We start from the raw sequence: 15867 nt of genomic DNA on the forward strand, positions 1-15867 counted from the left end.
AATATATGAATACTGGTTATATTCATATATTGAATTTCTGTTTTAAATTTCTATTTTAAACTTATACGTATCTTATTGATTTTCGCTTAAATTATTTGCTATAGAAATATCATTTTCTAAAAATTCATCTATATTATTTTTAAAACATTTTGTTAATATTTTTAGAACCATTCCAACACATATGGCTGAAATAACTGTTCCTTCCCTAACGCTTCCAAGTTTATTTAAAGATATATAACACGTAACAGCTGAAATCACAACCATTGTTACATCAAATCCAATTTTACATTTTGAAAATTCTATTTTAGTTTTATAAGATACTGATTGCATGATTCCTTCACATGCTAATGGAACTAAATCACTGGACATATATAATAAAATTCCAAGTGAAACACATATTATACTAATAAATAAAAATATAATTCTAAATAAATAATTTGATGGATCAGGCAAAAAAGACATTAAATTATTTGAAAATGTTGTAAAATATCCAAAAGCTACGCCTACAAAAACCTGAAGAAGATTCTTTATTTTAAAATCTTTTCTTAAAATTAATATTTGTAATAAAACTAACATAATATGAAATAATATAGTTGCTCGTCCCATTTCTATTCCATATATTAGTGTTATAGTATATGGTATTGTACTAACAGGGGATACTCCTAAGTTAGATTTAACAGACATTCCAATGCCTATTGTCATTATAAATAATCCTAAAAAATAAATTGTAAATCTCTTAATTGTACTATTCATTATTTGCTTCTCCTTTTTACTCTATATTTTTCTATATCTAAACTACAATAATACTTATTTATTCTATCAAAAATAAATATATTAAAATGTTAACTAGTTAACATTTTAACAAAAAAGATATATATTTATATATAGAGCATTTAAAAAGGGGGGATTTTCTATGTATAACATTAAATCATTAATAAAATCAATTTCTATGGATGAAATGTGTAGCTTGTTTGAAAAATCCAAACCAGCTAAAGTTTATAAAAAAGATTCACATTTATTTCATCAAGGCGAAAAAGCCGACTGCTTTTATTTTCTTAAATCTGGAGCTGTAAAAGTATTTTCCATTTCTCCTGATGGTCATGAAAGAACTGTTTTCGTCCATAGAAAAAAAGGCATATTTGCGGCATCTTCCTTTTTCAGTGATGAAATAAGGCGCTCTTCTGCAGTAACACTCAGTAAATCAGAAATTATTTTAATAGATAAAAAAATGGTAGATACTTATATAACACAAAATCCAAAGTTTGCTTTATGCATTATACAAGATATGTCTATAGATATAAACCTTATGTTTGATCAAATCACTTCTACAAGCTTTTTGAATTCTAAAGAAAAGGTTGCTTCATTTATTGTAAATTGCATTGATAATAATAAATATTCCATAAGAGATGATATGGTATGCTTAAATATTGGACAAGATGATATGTCTAAATCACTTGGATTATCTCGTCCAACTATAAACAAAACTTTATCTTATTTTCAAAGAAATGGATGGATCAAAACCCAATATAAATATATATTAATTTTAGATTATAATGCTTTAAAAGCATATTGCACAGAAAAGCTTTAATATTGATTAATTTATGTTTTTCAAGACTAAATAACGGTTTTATAGATATATTCACTACTGTTTAATCAATGCTTAAAATTACCATTTACTTTTCGAAAAATTGTGTAATATCAGATGTGGAATATATATCTAACAAAATTGAATATAACAACAGAATTTTTTGTGGATATTTTTTCTTATTGATACTATATTTTCACTTCTGAATTAGGAGCTATTGAAAATATAAGACCAATTAAATTGATCAGCTTCATAAATCTTGAAGAGATTAGCTTTTATAACTCTTTTAATTTCAATTAGTTTAGTTTTTGTTTCAATTAATGGTTCTATAAGTTTAAATATAGCGAAGGTCATAATCCCAGTGATTATCTGAATCATCACTGTGTTTAATGATCGTCCTACAAAAGTTTTAAATTTTAGATGTTGTTTTATCCACTTAAAAAAAGTTCTCTTTACCTGTTTTATCTACAATTTTTATAAGTCGGTATTCTTGTTTTGTTTGATAAGTATATTTAGATCCAATCTTTACTATTTTGTCACAGATTATTTTAGTTCCTACATCTAAAAGATGTTCATAACTATGACTTATTTTTAAGTCCTTGATTTCTGTAATTACTGCATTATGCTTTAATCTAGTTACAAAATATTTTTCGTCTTTAGTGTATTGATCAAATTTTTCATAATCTAAATACCCCTTTCTATATCTCGTGTACATAATTGTACACAGAGGTAATTTATTTATTTTATACATATGGTGTTAGTATAAAAGTGTAAACACGAACAGATAGTTTTTAGTGATATAATATAAAGGAAGTATCTGCAATGGTAAGGAAAGTTAGAAGTTATACAAAAGAATACAAAAGTACAATTGTTGATCTATTTAACAGTTGGAAAACTTATGCTGAACTCAGCGATGAATATGGAGCGCCAAAAACAACTATAAGACAATGGGTTAATAAAGCCAATAATACCGATAATGATAATATGCCTAGTGAAAAAGATGTTGATATTAAAGTTCTGCAGAAAAGAATGGCTAAATTGGAACAGGAAAATGAAATATTATACCAAAGGCTAGCAGAGCCAAAAAGCACTCTTCATATTCCTAACAACAAAATAGAAGAAATCCATAAATTTATTGATGATTATAAGGGCTATTAAGGATATCCTTATGACAATGCTCCAATGGAATCTTTTCATTCCTGCTTTAAAAAAAGAAGATAAAAGAATGAACAAATATATTGATTTTAATGATGCTAAGATATCAACTTTTCAGTATATTGAAAGTTGGTATAACAGAAAAAGAATTCATAGTAGAATTCGATTTATGACTCCACAAGCTTATGAAAATCTTATTATAAAGTCAACTTAAAAAACTAAAAAATGTGTCTACTATATTGACATAGATCCACACATCGTTGTCTAGATGTGTTAACCACAATGGAATTTCACAAGAAACTGCTATTGGTAGCATAAAAATATTGCTCAGTTTAGACTGGACAACACAAAAACTTTGTATTTTTTCAATTGTCTACTTGACGGGATGCACACCATTTAGTGCGACATCCCCATTTTACTATTATATCAAATATTTTTTTATCAAATATACAGGTGTACACCCCCATGCATGACAATAACTGCTTACAATAGAATTTCCATATGGTGAATAATCAGGCTTATCTGGATCAAACGCCTCCCAAAAAGTATCCGCACCCATTTTTATCATCTTTCCCCAGTAAGATTTAATTAAATTTATTGCTTCATCAGTCATACCTGCTATAAATAATGCTTCTGCAACATGATGATACATATATGGTGTTGCTATTCCTTTAACTGGAAACAATTCTTTAACAGCCACTTCCATAATTGTATGACTTTCTTTTTCTGACATAACTTTGGCAAGAATCATCCATACCTGACTTGCTATATTATATTCTTTATTTTTTCCTGATACAAAAAGATGTCTTCTTTCATCATATAATTCTTTTCTCGAAAAGCTAATCATACTATCTAAAATTTTCTTATATAATAGCAAATCTTTTTCTCTCATCATTTCTGCTAATGATATAAACTGTCTTAATGCATATATACAAATTGCTTGTCCTGCTGTATCCTTATCAAATTCATTTGACCAGTCAACAAATACAGGATATTCATCAGTAATCTTTAACCTTCCTTTTTCATCAATTTGCTTAAGTGTAAGATCTATCTGTGTTTTCGCAACCTTATATAAATCATGTAAAACTTCTTTATCATCCGGATGAGCATTTATATAATCATAAAGTACTGATATAAAAAACAAACTATAATCAAGCAAAAATGTATCATCTGGCTGTATTTTAGGTTTCACAAATACATTTGCAGATATCTTTCCTTCTTCTGTTGGCATAGCACCAAACAGATAAAGACATCTCTTAACAATATCTTTGTTATCAAATGTAGCATAACCTGCTAATGCTTGCAATCTAAGATCTCCAATCCAAAGTCTTCTATCACGCTTTGGTCCATCTTCAAATACATCCTGCATACATTCTGCTAATGTTCTTATACTTACATCACATATATTTTTTAATTCAGTATCATTTACTGAATTATTTTTTAACTTTGAATAATCTGCTGAAGTTTCTGAACATACTTCAGGATTAAAAAAAACAGTAGCATATTTAGGAGATGTGTCCATAACTTTTATTTCTACATATCTAAAACTGTAGCGACGTGGTAGTCTTAATTTCTTAGGTAGTTCATCAAGATGTATATATTCCTCCTGAATCCATGATCTGCTTAGCCATCCATCATAATCTGAAGATTTTTCTGCAAGTTCTGCTGGAACTTCCGCAAATTTAATACGCAGAAATAATGGTGCATCCATTGGAGATCCTGTATAATCTAAGTCAATTGAAAAATATCCTACATAGTGATTTCCAAAATCTAAAATTATTGAATCATCCCTCTTTAACTTATATGATGATAAATTTTTTATATCTCTTTGACTTTTTTTTATTCCATATCCGCCAAGTTTTTTATCATCATTAATAAGTTCAGCAATACACTCTGGTTTCACTGTTTTATGCTTAATTTCAGGCGTATTTTCTTCTGCCTTAATTAACAATTTTTCATCGTGTTTAAATTTAACATCATTATTTATTTGAAATGTAAATGCCATAATACCACCTACTTATTAGTTCTTTCTTTTAAATATTTTTTTTGCATAAAGATCATAGTAAAACCTGCTAAAGCACTTACTACAACAATGCCTGAGAATCCAAACATAGTAGTTCTTATATGTTCTGGAAGAACAAGGACAGGAGTTATAAATGCAAACAAACCACAGCATAATCTTGAAAAACCATTAATAAATCCTTGTAATGCTGCACGATTTTCTGATGGGAAAGATTCTTGAGTCCAAACTTTATAAATTGCTTCTCCAGCAACCGGATTACCTAAGTTATAGCATCCAATGCAGATTACTATTGTCCACAAAGCACTTCCGCTTAATGCCATTCCAATCATTGCACAAAATTGAATTAATACCCCAACTGCAAAAGCTTTATTACGATATTTACTACCTGCTACTGATGCAAATATACTTGTTGTTATTAAACTAATAATATTTAATACAATTCCAGTACCAGTTGCAAAACTCTGAGTAGCATTAGCCTTCACTAATGTATATGTCTGAAATTGTCCCCATGTATTGGCTAATAAATTCCAGCATACATAAAAGACAATTATACAAGTAAAAAAGCTTAAATATTCTTTCTTTTTATTTCCAAATAAAAGTTCTTTTATTGAAACTTGTTTTTCATTACCTTCTGCATTTTCTCTCTCTTTTTCTCTATGTCTTTCGCCTTCTTCATGAAGAACTTTGAACTTTAATGATGTGCTTCTCCATACAAATGTTACTACTGCTATTAATGCTAAAATTGCAAACATAACTCTTGCACCAATCGCTCCAGTCATATGTGATACTACAAATGAACATATATAAGACATAAATACGCCTATCTGCCAGAATATCTGCGTAGATGAAACCAAGCTTGCAGATATTTTTTTATCAGGTGCATCATGAGATACTACAGTCAGACTTATCGGAAGATCTGCACCAGAAGCAAAACCTGTAATAATCAAACCAACAAGTAAAGTATAAAAATTAGGTGATAAAACAGCAATAACAGCACCTATTGCATAAAATAAATTCATCATGTTAAATGCTGGAATTAACCCAAATATATTGGTAAGCTGGCCGGCAAACAAAGAACCAAAAGCAATTGCAAACGTTAAAGCTCCTGATAAAATTCCAACTGCACTATTGCTCAAATTTAATCCATTCTGCCACACAGTTATTGTTGCAGATAATCCTACAATAATTCCTGAACCAAGCATTGAACCGATACCTGCTCCCAACACTAAAGTACGATATTTTCTTGGCACACTATTTTTTTCATTCATAAAATAATTCTCCTTTTTATCTTTCTTCTTCAATAAATTCTTTAAAATATGTTTCAAAATTTTTATTATCTTCTGTTTGAATATAAATTGGCTTTTCCATATCAAGACAAAATATTCCCATAATTGACTTTGCATCTACAAGATATCTTTCTTGTGCTAAATCAATATTGCCTGGATAATTGCAGCATAATCTATTAAATTTCTGAACATCTTTAGTAGTCATTGATTTAATTTTTCTCTTTATCATCTATAATTACTCCTTTAATAACTATTGATTATGGCGTTTTTCAATTTCCTCCTTTATCTCTGGATATTTCTTATCTAAATCATAAAAACTCATTGTAATAATAGAACATATTAATAATATTATTGGGATATATATATACATGACACGAATTGCTAAAACAGCTTTTGCTCCCTGAATCAAAGCATCACTATTATATGAACCCCATGCAAGAAGAACTCCTCCAATTCCTCCTGACACTGCCTGTGCAACTTTTCCTAAGAAGCCATTAACAGCAGATAGAGAACCAGATGCATCTATTCCCGTTTTCCATATACCATAATCTACTGGATCAGCCTGCATTGAAAAATAAATACTTTCTTTAGCACCATACCCTGCTGCAGTAACTAAAGCACCTATAATAATTCCAATATAATTTACACCTGAAATCCAAATAAATATAATACCTGTAAGCTGAATTAAAGCTGCTGATATATAAAGATTCCTTTTTCCAAGTTTTCCTGCCAAAAATGGAACAAAAAAATTTGCTATCAAAGGAACTACAGACATTATGCTTGCTACAGTTATTGATAATTCCTTGCTTCCAACTACAGACTTATAGTAATAGACCAATGCAGCTGTTTGCATAAAATAGCCTGTCCACATAAATAAAATATTAATAGCAAAGATAACCCATGGCTTATTTCTTATTAATGATTTTAATGTATCACCTAAAGTTACATGTGGTGATATTTGTGAAACTCTTTCTTTTACATTTGCAAATGTAATCCAGAATAAAATACATCCAGCAATACCAAATAATATCATTACAAATCTGAACCCAAGTGCCTCATTGCTTCCTCCAAAAAATTCAACCATTTTTAATGCCATTGTACTTACAATTGTTGCTCCAAGAAATCCAAAAAACTTTCTTGAAGTTGAAAGTGCTGTTCTTTCTTTTGAATCCGCTGTAAGGCTTGGCAATATTGAAGCCATTGGAATATTAACTATTGTATATGCAAAAGACAAACCTATATAAGTAATGTAAGCATATACTAACTTTCCATATTCTGAAATATCAGGCACAGAAAATGCTAAAATTGCAAACAATGCAAAGAATGGACCTCCAAATAAAAAGTATGGACGTGATTTCCCCCATCTTGTGTTAGTGTTGTCAATCCAATACCCGACAAGCAAGTCTGCTCCTCCGTCAATTAATCTTGCTATAATAAGCATTGTTGCCAAGGAAAGTGCATTTAATTTCATTACATCTGTGTAAAAATACATCAGATATAACGTTATCATCTGCCATATCAAATTAGCAGCTAGATCTGATATCCCATATCCAAAACGCTGCCGCCAAATTTGAAATTTAACTTTGTCTTCTATTTTCATATTCTCCCTCCCATTAATTTCTTACAGATTAATTTTATTAAATTATTTATAAAGTAGCTATTGATTATCTTAATCAATTTTATTGATATTTTTTAAACATATTGTTACAATTATGCTATTAAGGATGGGGTTAAATTGACAAAAAATGAGATTCTTTTTCATTTGCAGGAATTCAACAAATTTTATTTTGTCTGCTATATTTTATATTCTCTCTCCCATTAATTTCTTACAGATTAATTTTATTAAATTATTTATAAAGTAACTATTGATTATCTTAATCAATTTTATTGATATTTTTTAAACACATTGTTACAATTATGCTATTAAGGAGGGGTTTAAATTGACAAAAAATGAGATTCTTTTTCATTTGCAGAAATTCAATAAAGATGAACTTTTTTATCAAAAATATTATAACGCTCAAAGTCAACAATGGATGTTCGATAAATTTTTAGAAGAACAGAATACTTCTGAACTGATTAAACGTCAGCTTATTGTTCCCGAATTATCAAGTTCTTTTAACCCAACTAGTTATCTTGCCAAGGATTTTTTTGAAAATGATAATACAAATTGTATTGTATTTAGCAAACATAACAGATTTACACCTCCATTTACTCATTATCATGATTTTTATGAAATGATATATATTTTTGAGGGTGCATGTACTCAGAAAATAAATCTGGATAGTATTTCATTGAAAAAAGGCGATTTCTGTATTATTACACCTGGTACACGTCATTCAATCAGTGTATTTGATCCCAGTCTGGTAATTAATATTTTAATCAGAAAAAATACATTTGAAGACATATTCTTTAATTTAATACGTGAAAACAATACAATTTCATTTTATTTTAATCAGACATTGCATTCTGATTTATATAATGATTATTTAATTTTTTCTACCGAAAATGATGCAGATATACAGGATCTTATTTTAGAAATGATACTTGAATTTGAAAATCATAAAAAATACTGTGATTCTATTTTGAACAGTATGATGATGATTCTTTTTTCTATTATACTAAGAAAATATGAAAATACAGTCAAAATATCTCAAGAAAGAAAACATTCAGACATAAAATCCATAGAAATATTAACTTACATAGAAAATAATTATCAGAATATTACTCTGCAGGAACTGGCCGATCACTTTCATTTCTCTATACAATATTGTTCTAGGCTTTTAAAACAAACTACAGGGCAGACTTTTTCTAAAATTCTTCAAAGCATAAGATTTAACAGAGCAAAAACTCTGCTTAAAACTACTAATATATCAATTGCAGATATAAGCACACAGGTAGGTTTTCAAAACCCAGAACATTTTAACCGATGCTTTAAGAAACTTTTTAAAATAACACCTGGTGAATACAGAAAAAATAAAATATGAAAAATTAGATGTCATGCTAGTTTTCTATGCATGACATCTAATTTTATTTAATCAATTTCATCTTTTCTAGATAACTTCTTAATTTGTCTATATCTCTTTGTATAGTCTTTTCATCAACATTATATTTATCAACCAATTAACTTGCTCTGTTTTAAGCCAATTTTTATTCCGTATTTTCAGTATATTGAAGGAAGAATAACAGCTTAATTTTTGACGAATGATACATTCTAAAATTCAAAAAAACTGCCCACCAACTTTAGATGGACAGTTTCTATTATAAATTCCTTATTCTTTTTCATTCATTAATCCAAGCTTATCAAATATAATAAAGCTAAGATTTAAAATAATTGCCACAATTGTAGCCAATCCCATTCCTGTAATTTCAAAACTTCCCATTGTAAGCGTAATTCCACTTATCCCAACAATAAATATTACTGATGAAAGTATTAAATTTCTTGATTTAGAGAAATCTACTTTTTCTTCTATGAATGTTCTTAATCCTGATACTGCTATTGTACCAAACAATAAGAAACTAACTCCTCCAATAACTGGTGTTGGAATTGTTCTTATAAGTGCTGACATCTTACCAGAAAACCCTAAAATTATTGATATTAATCCTGCTCCACATATTATATAAACACTATATATCTTTGTTAATGCCATAACTCCAATGTTTTCTCCATAAGTTGTAGTTGGTACAGAACCAAACATTCCTGAAACAATAGTTGATAGTCCATCTCCAAGAAGTGATCTATGAAGTCCTGGATCTTCCAAAAAGTCCTTCCCTACTATACTACTTGTAACCTTTAAGTGTCCTACATGTTCTGCTATTACAACAAAGGTTGCAGGTAATATTGTAAGTATAGCATTTATGTTAAAATGTGCAATTTTTATGTTTGGAAGTACAAAAAAACTTGCGTTGCTTACTAGTGAAAAATCAACTATTCCCATAAAACATGATGTAATATATCCTACTATTACTCCTATTAACAGTGGAATAACTTTTAAGAATCCTCTTAAAAGAACATTGCATAATATTACAGTTAATAGTGTTACCATTGATACAATAACCCATGATACATTTAATGTAGGTGAATTACTTCCTCCAACTGGAAAACCAGCCATATCTGCTGCAGTGCCAGCAAGTTCTAAACCTATTAGTGTAATAATTGAGCCCATAGCTGCTGGTGGAAATAATTTATTTATCCATCCAATACCTATATACCCTACAATAATAGCTATAATTGAAAATACTACACCTACTAATACAAAGCCTCCCTGTATTGTTTGAAAATCATAGCCTTGACCGTATAGGAGTAATACTGGAGATATAAAAGCAAAACTCGAACCCAAATATGCTGGAATTTTTCTTTTTGTTATAAACGCATAAAGTAATGTACCTATACCGTTAAAGAATAATACAGTGGTAGGATCAATATTAAATAATAGTGGTACAAGAACTGAAGATCCAAACATTGCAAACAAATGTTGAATACTTAATGGAATTGCCTTAAGTAAAGGAATTTTTTCATTTACTTCTATAGAGTCATTTTCATCTTTTAAAATTTCATTATACATAATAATATCATCATCCTTTCTTAGTTTCGCTGAACTAATTTAAAAGTACCATACCAAAAATATCACTAATCTACACACTTTGTCAATGTTTTTGATATATTTTTTTCATTTCTATAATAAAATGTAGATAATTTTAAAGGAAACTCCTATTCACATTCGTTCATAGGAGGACTATACTACTAAGCTCGAATCTCGCTAAGTATTATATGCCAATGCTTTTAGGTTGTGATTTTTTACAAGCATCAATTTTATATAAAATAAAAACTTGTTAAGATGTAATATTACAATTATGCTCTTAGCAAGTTTTATTTTTATAAATTTAAATTGAATAAACTCTTCAAACTCCCAATAAATAAGCAAATTCGTAAGAATTTATATTTATTTGTGTATAAAATGCTATATTTATAACTATCTAGATTTTTATCTTTATGAGTGCATAGAATCTTACATTTATAAGTTAATATCTTCTATCCTTTGTAGGATTTTAACTTCATAGAAGTTTTCATTTTAAAAATCAAATGTACATTAAATTAATTATTTTTTCTTCTAAAGTTGAAAAATCCAAAATCCTTAGTTTGAAACCATATATATTATGTAATAGATTAATAAAGCACGAAAGGATTTGATATGTATGGCAAGAAAAAATTATATAAATCTTTCCAAAAGTGATTTTGATATTGATGATAATGAATACTTGTTTACTTTTACTGATGAAGCAATAAGCGATGGGAAATGCCTTGCACAATTTACTTTTGATCCTGATGAAGACTTATCTTCTAATGATGCTACTTCGCCAATATTAAAATTAAGTGCAACTAATAATACTAATAATTGTTCTTTAGCAAACTCTAATACTGCAACTACCATAAATAATAATAATGATAATATTGCTGCTATCACAAATAATAACGATGCTGGTAACATAAAAAATTCTAATATTATTAAAAATACAGCTAACCAAATTATAAATTCTACATCTGACAGTACTGAAATTTCCAGCCAAAATATTTCTCAAAATAAATATATGCAAATAAATACTTATGCAGAAAAACTATTTGATAACCGTACAATTTCCATTCCTAATGGTGCTGCTCCTCCTATTAATGGTGAAACTCCAACTATTAGAAGATCTTATATCTTTAGAGCTTCTACCATAAGAAAACTAAATGAATTAAAAAGTATTCATCCTGATATTAATGCTTGTGTCAGCACAATTGTTGATGTTGCACTTGAACATTATTATACCTATATAACAAAGCAAGGCGGCAGCCAATAACCATAATGTGTAAACTTTCAAATTTCATGCAAGATTTCCTTAAAAGCTATTTTTAAACCATATATCTTATTTGAGCAAGCAAGAAAGGAGGAATTTAAAATGGCAGTAAACAAAATTATTGATTCAACTTCTCTAACAATTGAAATTCAAAATGGAGTAGATAAAAGTGGTGATCCAACCTACTCAAAGAAGACTTTTCCTAATGTAAGAAACGATGCTGATGCACAAAGTCTTTATGATGTTGCTGAAGCTATGAAACTTGTTATTGATGGCGGCACTAGAGACACATTAGTAAACGTAACTTCAAATCTCATTAACTCTTAATAAAGAAACTTCTAAAAATTTATTGAAAGGAGGTTTAACTTATGGAATATATTTTAAGTATGAGCTTTACAACTGAAGGTGGAAAATCTACCAGCTTAAATCTTAGTGGCGTTAAAACTACATTAACTAAACAAGAAGTGTTTACTCTTATGGACTTAATCATAGAGAAAAATATCTTTGTTGTTAGTTCAGGTGCTTTGATTACAAAAAGTGGTGCTAAATTTACTGAAAGAAAAGTTACAAAGTTTGATGTAGCTTAAAACTCAATCATTAAGGGGCTGTCACATTAAGATGATCAATTACAATATGTTTCATTATAATTAAAAGTCGATAGATACAACATATTGTGAATTTTACTTTTTGTGTGACAGCTCCTTTTATATACAATTATATAGAAAGTTTTGAAAATTAAGCACAGTTTAAAAAATTATTATTGCTTAGATAGGATTTATACATAAATTCTTTGGGATATATATTTCTAAGAATTGAAAATTTATAGGAGGTTAACTTTATGGAATTTAAAGAATTGATAAGTTTAATAGGAAATCTTGGCTTCCCTGTAGCCATAACTGCATATCTTCTTGTAAGGCTTGAAAAGCAAATTAATAGTCTTGCCTCTTCAATTAACAAATTAAACACAATAATTTCTGCAAAGCTTGGTGTTGTTATTGATACTAATGAAAATTCTGCCTCATAAAAAAATAAATAATATAGATATGGACAGTAGATAGATTTGTTTTTATGCAAAACTATTTACTGTCCTATTTTAGCTACATTTTAATTTAAAGAATTGTATAAAATCAGATTAATCGCATAAACACTATATTTATTAGTAATTTAGCAAAAGTTTATAAAGCATTTTGCCACTTGCTTACCACTAACAAATGAGCATTAATACAAAAAAATTTTAACCAAAAAGCCCCCTGTATAGTAACAGAGGGCTTAACTTTATTTATTCTCTTACAACGGAAATTCTCTGCTGTACATGATTTCCATTTACAGCTTCATCTACCATAGCGATTGCATAATCTGCATAGCTGATAATGCTTTCTCCTTTAGCATTAAGAGTCAATTCCTCTCCACCTAAAATATATTTACCTGTTCGCTCTCCATCTGCTTGGAAATCACCAGCAGGACTGATGTATGTCCACTTCACATCATTTCTGGTACGAAGTTCTTCTAACGCCTTACCCATATTTTCAGCCAGTGGTTTAAACACATCTGGGAAATCAGCTCCGTCCATAACCTGTTCAGTATGCTCTGAATTAACATAAAGACTTCCTGCGCCTCCGACTATTAAAAGTCTTGTTTCCTTTCCACTTATAATGTCACATAGGTGCTTTAAAGACGTACTGTGCTGTGGAAGTGTCTCTGGTGTCCATGCTCCGAAAGCGTCAATCACAACATCAAAGTTCTCCAAATCAGAAGCAGTCAAGGCAAACAAATCCTTATGAATGACTTTTTCTGTATCTGAATGATTTTCACCACGTACAATGGCGGTCACATCTAACCCTCTTTCTATAGCTTCTTTAACAATCAATTTTCCTTCTTTACCATTAGCACAAACAACTGCAATTTTCATAATCAATAACCTCCTTATAAAATTCAACTTGTTATTTACTGTTTGTATTATTATAATATATCCGTAAGGAAATATTGTAAAGTAAGCACTTTTTTGTGCCATAGTTACCTAAAAGATACTATTGAAAAAGGAGATTGGTGTAAATGAAAAAAGAATTACCTGAATGTCCAGTTGAAACAACTCTTATGTTGATTAGTGAACGCTGGAAAGTTTTAATAATCAGAGATTTATTAGATGGAACAAAACGTTTTGGAGAATTAAAAAAATCTATTGGTAACATATCACAAAAGGTTTTGACTGCTAATCTTCGTGCTATGGAGGATAGCGGACTTCTTACAAGAAAAGTCTATCCCGAGGTGCCACCAAAGGTTGAATATACTTTAACTGAAACAGGATATAGTTTAAAACCAATTTTAGATGCTATGAAAGAATGGGGAGTAGTATACCAAGAAAACAATGCTAAATAATCAATGTATAAATATTGCATAAAAGTAGACAATATTGAATATATAAATGAGCTATTAGAACATATTGATTTTAGTTTTGATGAAAATATACTAATATTTTTAATACCATTTAAGCAAGATATAAAGTAGATATGGACAGTAAATAGATTTGTTTTTATGCAAAACTATTTACTGTCCTTAATTTTTGATTCTTTTTCTAGAAGATTACCTAGGATTATATATACTCATACCATTTGTCTTTATCACACTATTATACCAGTAAAAACTCTTTTTCTTTATTCTTCTTAAATTTTTAAGATCATCATCAGTTCTGTCTACATAAACAAGACCATATCTTTTAGAAAATCCTTGTCTGCCGCTTAGTACATCAATAAATGACCATGGACAGTATCCCATAAGATCGACACCTTCATCAATTGCTTTTTTGCACTGCATCAAATGAGATTTTATATAATTGATTCTGTAATCATCATTAATTACATCTCCTTCTTCTAAAACATCTGATTCTGCATAACCATTTTCAGTAATTAATATAGGCAGATTATATCTGTCATAAATTTTTCTTAGTGTAAGCCTTAATCCAACAGGATCTGTTCCAAATACCATCCATTCTGAAGTCTTTAAATTATCGTTATCTACAACTTCAAATGCATCAGATTTAAAAAATGGTGGAAGATTTTCATTTTTCTCTTTTCCTGGTGCCTTTACACAAATGCTGAAATAATAGTTACAGCCAATAAAGTCAGGTTTTGAAGATTTTAATATTTCCTTATCACCCTCAAGGATTTCAGGCTGAATATTTCTTTCTACAAGATAATTCCATACATACTTTGGATATTCACCTTTAACGCATATGTCAAGAAGCATATAGCTTAATAATTGTTCTGCATTAATAGCCGCTACTGAGTCTTCAGGCAATGATGTTTTAGGGTATGCCAGCTGAAAACAGCATACAGGTCCTATTTTAGCATCTGGTATAATTTCATGACAAAGCTTTATTGCCTTTTTTTCAGCTATGCTCATATTATATGAAATCTGATAAGATAATTTTAATTCATTATCTGTCTTCACACCTCTTGTTCCGCTAAAATCAGGATTGTACATATCCATAAGTTGCTCATTTATTGTAACCCATGTTTTAACTCTGTCACCAAAATGCTTAAATAAAGTTTCTGCATATTTTACATAATAATCAATACATTTTCTGTTTGCCCATGCACCAAATTCTTTTGTAAGTGCATCTGGAACATCAAAATGATAAATTGTTACAACTGGTTCAATATTATGAGCTATAAGTTCATTGATTAAATTATCATAAAACTTAAGTCCAGCTTTATTTACCTTTCCGCTTGCATCAGGATAAATTCTTGACCATGAAATTGAAAATCTGTATGCCTTTAAACCAAGCTCAGCCATTAAAGCCACATCTTCCTTATATTTATGATAATGATCACTTGCTATTTTTGTATCAGTTATTCCCTTTGGAACTTTGCGCACATCAACTGATGACAGACCTTTTCCATCTTCTAGATATCCGCCTTCAACCTGAAATGCAGATGTAGATGCTCCCCACAAAAAATTATCTGGAAAACTACTTTTACTCATTA

General features: G+C 29.2%; 19 protein-coding genes. 10 read left to right on the forward strand and 9 right to left on the reverse strand.

Features of this window, described 5'->3' with window-relative positions; translation table 11 throughout:
- Positions 1–72 precede the first annotated feature (72 nt).
- Entirely contained in the window at positions 73–753 is a 681-nt protein-coding gene (locus tag BN2920_RS14650) for a YczE/YyaS/YitT family protein (RefSeq protein ID WP_172437814.1), read from the reverse strand.
- A 160-nt stretch (positions 754–913) separates the two neighbouring features.
- On the opposite strand from BN2920_RS14650, the gene BN2920_RS14655 reads away from it, so the two are divergent.
- Positions 914–1588, forward strand: coding sequence for a Crp/Fnr family transcriptional regulator (locus BN2920_RS14655; protein WP_058295731.1), 675 nt, complete (start codon positions 914–916; stop codon positions 1586–1588).
- Positions 1589–2021: 433 nt separating this feature from the next.
- Here the strand turns inward: BN2920_RS14655 and BN2920_RS22165 are convergent, their stop codons facing one another.
- Positions 2022–2300, reverse strand: coding sequence for a hypothetical protein (locus tag BN2920_RS22165; RefSeq protein WP_242868384.1), 279 nt, complete (start codon positions 2298–2300; stop codon positions 2022–2024).
- Positions 2301–2407: 107 nt separating this feature from the next.
- On the opposite strand from BN2920_RS22165, the gene BN2920_RS14665 reads away from it, so the two are divergent.
- Together BN2920_RS14665 and BN2920_RS21825 are read left to right on the forward strand one after the other, a co-directional pair.
- Positions 2408–2743, forward strand: coding sequence for a transposase (locus BN2920_RS14665; protein WP_058295732.1), 336 nt, complete (start codon positions 2408–2410; stop codon positions 2741–2743).
- 16 nt (positions 2744–2759) lie between these two features.
- Positions 2760–2954, forward strand: coding sequence for an IS3 family transposase (locus tag BN2920_RS21825; RefSeq protein ID WP_268259422.1), 195 nt, complete (start codon positions 2760–2762; stop codon positions 2952–2954).
- Between the two features lie 207 nt (positions 2955–3161).
- On the opposite strand, the gene BN2920_RS14675 is transcribed toward BN2920_RS21825, so the two are convergent.
- The 4 genes from BN2920_RS14675 to BN2920_RS14690 are packed head-to-tail and all read right to left on the reverse strand — an operon-like array spanning position 3162 to position 7649.
- Entirely contained in the window at positions 3162–4745 is a 1584-nt protein-coding gene (locus tag BN2920_RS14675) for an alpha-L-rhamnosidase-related protein (protein WP_058295734.1), read from the reverse strand.
- A gap of 8 nt (positions 4746–4753) precedes the next feature.
- Positions 4754–6031, reverse strand: a complete 1278-nt coding sequence (locus BN2920_RS14680; RefSeq protein WP_058295735.1) for an MFS transporter — start codon at positions 6029–6031, stop codon at positions 4754–4756.
- Positions 6032–6047: 16 nt separating this feature from the next.
- Complete coding sequence (locus BN2920_RS14685) at positions 6048–6278, reverse strand: hypothetical protein (RefSeq protein WP_058295736.1); 231 nt, start codon at positions 6276–6278, stop codon at positions 6048–6050.
- 21 nt (positions 6279–6299) lie between these two features.
- The gene (locus BN2920_RS14690) at positions 6300–7649 is read right to left on the reverse strand and encodes an MFS transporter (protein ID WP_058295737.1); all 1350 of its coding nucleotides are present in this window, start codon (positions 7647–7649) and stop codon (positions 6300–6302) included.
- Between the two features lie 340 nt (positions 7650–7989).
- Between BN2920_RS14690 and BN2920_RS14695 the strand changes: the two genes are divergently transcribed.
- Positions 7990–9033 (forward strand): AraC family transcriptional regulator, encoded by a 1044-nt coding sequence (locus BN2920_RS14695; RefSeq protein WP_058295738.1) that lies wholly within the window; start codon positions 7990–7992, stop codon positions 9031–9033.
- A 285-nt stretch (positions 9034–9318) separates the two neighbouring features.
- On the opposite strand, the gene uraA is transcribed toward BN2920_RS14695, so the two are convergent.
- Positions 9319–10611, reverse strand: a complete 1293-nt coding sequence (uraA, locus tag BN2920_RS14700) for a uracil permease (RefSeq protein WP_058295739.1) — start codon at positions 10609–10611, stop codon at positions 9319–9321.
- Between the two features lie 631 nt (positions 10612–11242).
- Here uraA and BN2920_RS14705 point away from each other — a divergent pair.
- From BN2920_RS14705 to BN2920_RS14720, 4 genes are all read left to right on the forward strand, one after another.
- Complete coding sequence (locus BN2920_RS14705) at positions 11243–11887, forward strand: hypothetical protein (RefSeq protein WP_058295740.1); 645 nt, start codon at positions 11243–11245, stop codon at positions 11885–11887.
- A 99-nt stretch (positions 11888–11986) separates the two neighbouring features.
- On the forward strand, positions 11987–12211 hold the full coding sequence (locus tag BN2920_RS14710) for a DUF1659 domain-containing protein (RefSeq protein WP_058295741.1): 225 nt from the start codon (positions 11987–11989) through the stop codon (positions 12209–12211).
- Positions 12212–12252: 41 nt separating this feature from the next.
- Entirely contained in the window at positions 12253–12471 is a 219-nt protein-coding gene (locus BN2920_RS14715) for a DUF2922 domain-containing protein (RefSeq protein WP_058295742.1), read from the forward strand.
- A 251-nt stretch (positions 12472–12722) separates the two neighbouring features.
- Positions 12723–12908, forward strand: coding sequence for a YvrJ family protein (locus BN2920_RS14720; protein ID WP_058295743.1), 186 nt, complete (start codon positions 12723–12725; stop codon positions 12906–12908).
- Between the two features lie 255 nt (positions 12909–13163).
- Here the strand turns inward: BN2920_RS14720 and BN2920_RS14725 are convergent, their stop codons facing one another.
- The gene (locus BN2920_RS14725; protein ID WP_058295744.1) at positions 13164–13793 is read right to left on the reverse strand and encodes an NAD(P)-dependent oxidoreductase; all 630 of its coding nucleotides are present in this window, start codon (positions 13791–13793) and stop codon (positions 13164–13166) included.
- A 143-nt stretch (positions 13794–13936) separates the two neighbouring features.
- Between BN2920_RS14725 and BN2920_RS14730 the strand changes: the two genes are divergently transcribed.
- Both BN2920_RS14730 and BN2920_RS22405 read left to right on the forward strand, forming a co-directional pair.
- Positions 13937–14260, forward strand: coding sequence for a winged helix-turn-helix transcriptional regulator (locus BN2920_RS14730; RefSeq protein WP_058295745.1), 324 nt, complete (start codon positions 13937–13939; stop codon positions 14258–14260).
- 3 nt (positions 14261–14263) lie between these two features.
- Positions 14264–14389: a hypothetical protein gene (locus BN2920_RS22405; protein ID WP_276325920.1), complete on the forward strand. Its 126-nt coding sequence runs from the start codon at positions 14264–14266 to the stop codon at positions 14387–14389.
- 75 nt (positions 14390–14464) lie between these two features.
- On the opposite strand, the gene BN2920_RS14735 is transcribed toward BN2920_RS22405, so the two are convergent.
- Positions 14465–15865, reverse strand: a complete 1401-nt coding sequence (locus tag BN2920_RS14735) for a glycoside hydrolase family 1 protein (RefSeq protein WP_058295746.1) — start codon at positions 15863–15865, stop codon at positions 14465–14467.
- Positions 15866–15867 lie beyond the last annotated feature (2 nt).

The organism is Clostridium neonatale (assembly GCF_001458595.1).
Taxonomy (GTDB): domain Bacteria; phylum Bacillota; class Clostridia; order Clostridiales; family Clostridiaceae; genus Clostridium; species Clostridium neonatale.

Coding starts and splice junctions, on each gene's coding strand:
- uraA (WP_058295739.1), bottom strand. CDS start 10,611: ATGTATAATGAAATTTTAAAAGATGAAAATGACTCTATAGAAGTAAAT.
- BN2920_RS14690 (WP_058295737.1), bottom strand. CDS start 7,649: ATGAAAATAGAAGACAAAGTTAAATTTCAAATTTGGCGGCAGCGTTTT.
- BN2920_RS21825 (WP_268259422.1), top strand. CDS start 2,760: ATGCTCCAATGGAATCTTTTCATTCCTGCTTTAAAAAAAGAAGATAAA.
- BN2920_RS14655 (WP_058295731.1), top strand. CDS start 914: ATGTATAACATTAAATCATTAATAAAATCAATTTCTATGGATGAAATG.
- BN2920_RS14665 (WP_058295732.1), top strand. CDS start 2,408: ATGGTAAGGAAAGTTAGAAGTTATACAAAAGAATACAAAAGTACAATT.
- BN2920_RS14735 (WP_058295746.1), bottom strand. CDS start 15,865: ATGAGTAAAAGTAGTTTTCCAGATAATTTTTTGTGGGGAGCATCTACA.
- BN2920_RS14715 (WP_058295742.1), top strand. CDS start 12,253: ATGGAATATATTTTAAGTATGAGCTTTACAACTGAAGGTGGAAAATCT.
- BN2920_RS14650 (WP_172437814.1), bottom strand. CDS start 753: ATGAATAGTACAATTAAGAGATTTACAATTTATTTTTTAGGATTATTT.
- BN2920_RS14725 (WP_058295744.1), bottom strand. CDS start 13,793: ATGAAAATTGCAGTTGTTTGTGCTAATGGTAAAGAAGGAAAATTGATT.
- BN2920_RS22405 (WP_276325920.1), top strand. CDS start 14,264: ATGTATAAATATTGCATAAAAGTAGACAATATTGAATATATAAATGAG.
- BN2920_RS14680 (WP_058295735.1), bottom strand. CDS start 6,031: ATGAATGAAAAAAATAGTGTGCCAAGAAAATATCGTACTTTAGTGTTG.
- BN2920_RS22165 (WP_242868384.1), bottom strand. CDS start 2,300: ATGTACACGAGATATAGAAAGGGGTATTTAGATTATGAAAAATTTGAT.
- BN2920_RS14675 (WP_058295734.1), bottom strand. CDS start 4,745: ATGGCATTTACATTTCAAATAAATAATGATGTTAAATTTAAACACGAT.
- BN2920_RS14730 (WP_058295745.1), top strand. CDS start 13,937: ATGAAAAAAGAATTACCTGAATGTCCAGTTGAAACAACTCTTATGTTG.
- BN2920_RS14710 (WP_058295741.1), top strand. CDS start 11,987: ATGGCAGTAAACAAAATTATTGATTCAACTTCTCTAACAATTGAAATT.
- BN2920_RS14720 (WP_058295743.1), top strand. CDS start 12,723: ATGGAATTTAAAGAATTGATAAGTTTAATAGGAAATCTTGGCTTCCCT.
- BN2920_RS14685 (WP_058295736.1), bottom strand. CDS start 6,278: ATGATAAAGAGAAAAATTAAATCAATGACTACTAAAGATGTTCAGAAA.
- BN2920_RS14705 (WP_058295740.1), top strand. CDS start 11,243: ATGGCAAGAAAAAATTATATAAATCTTTCCAAAAGTGATTTTGATATT.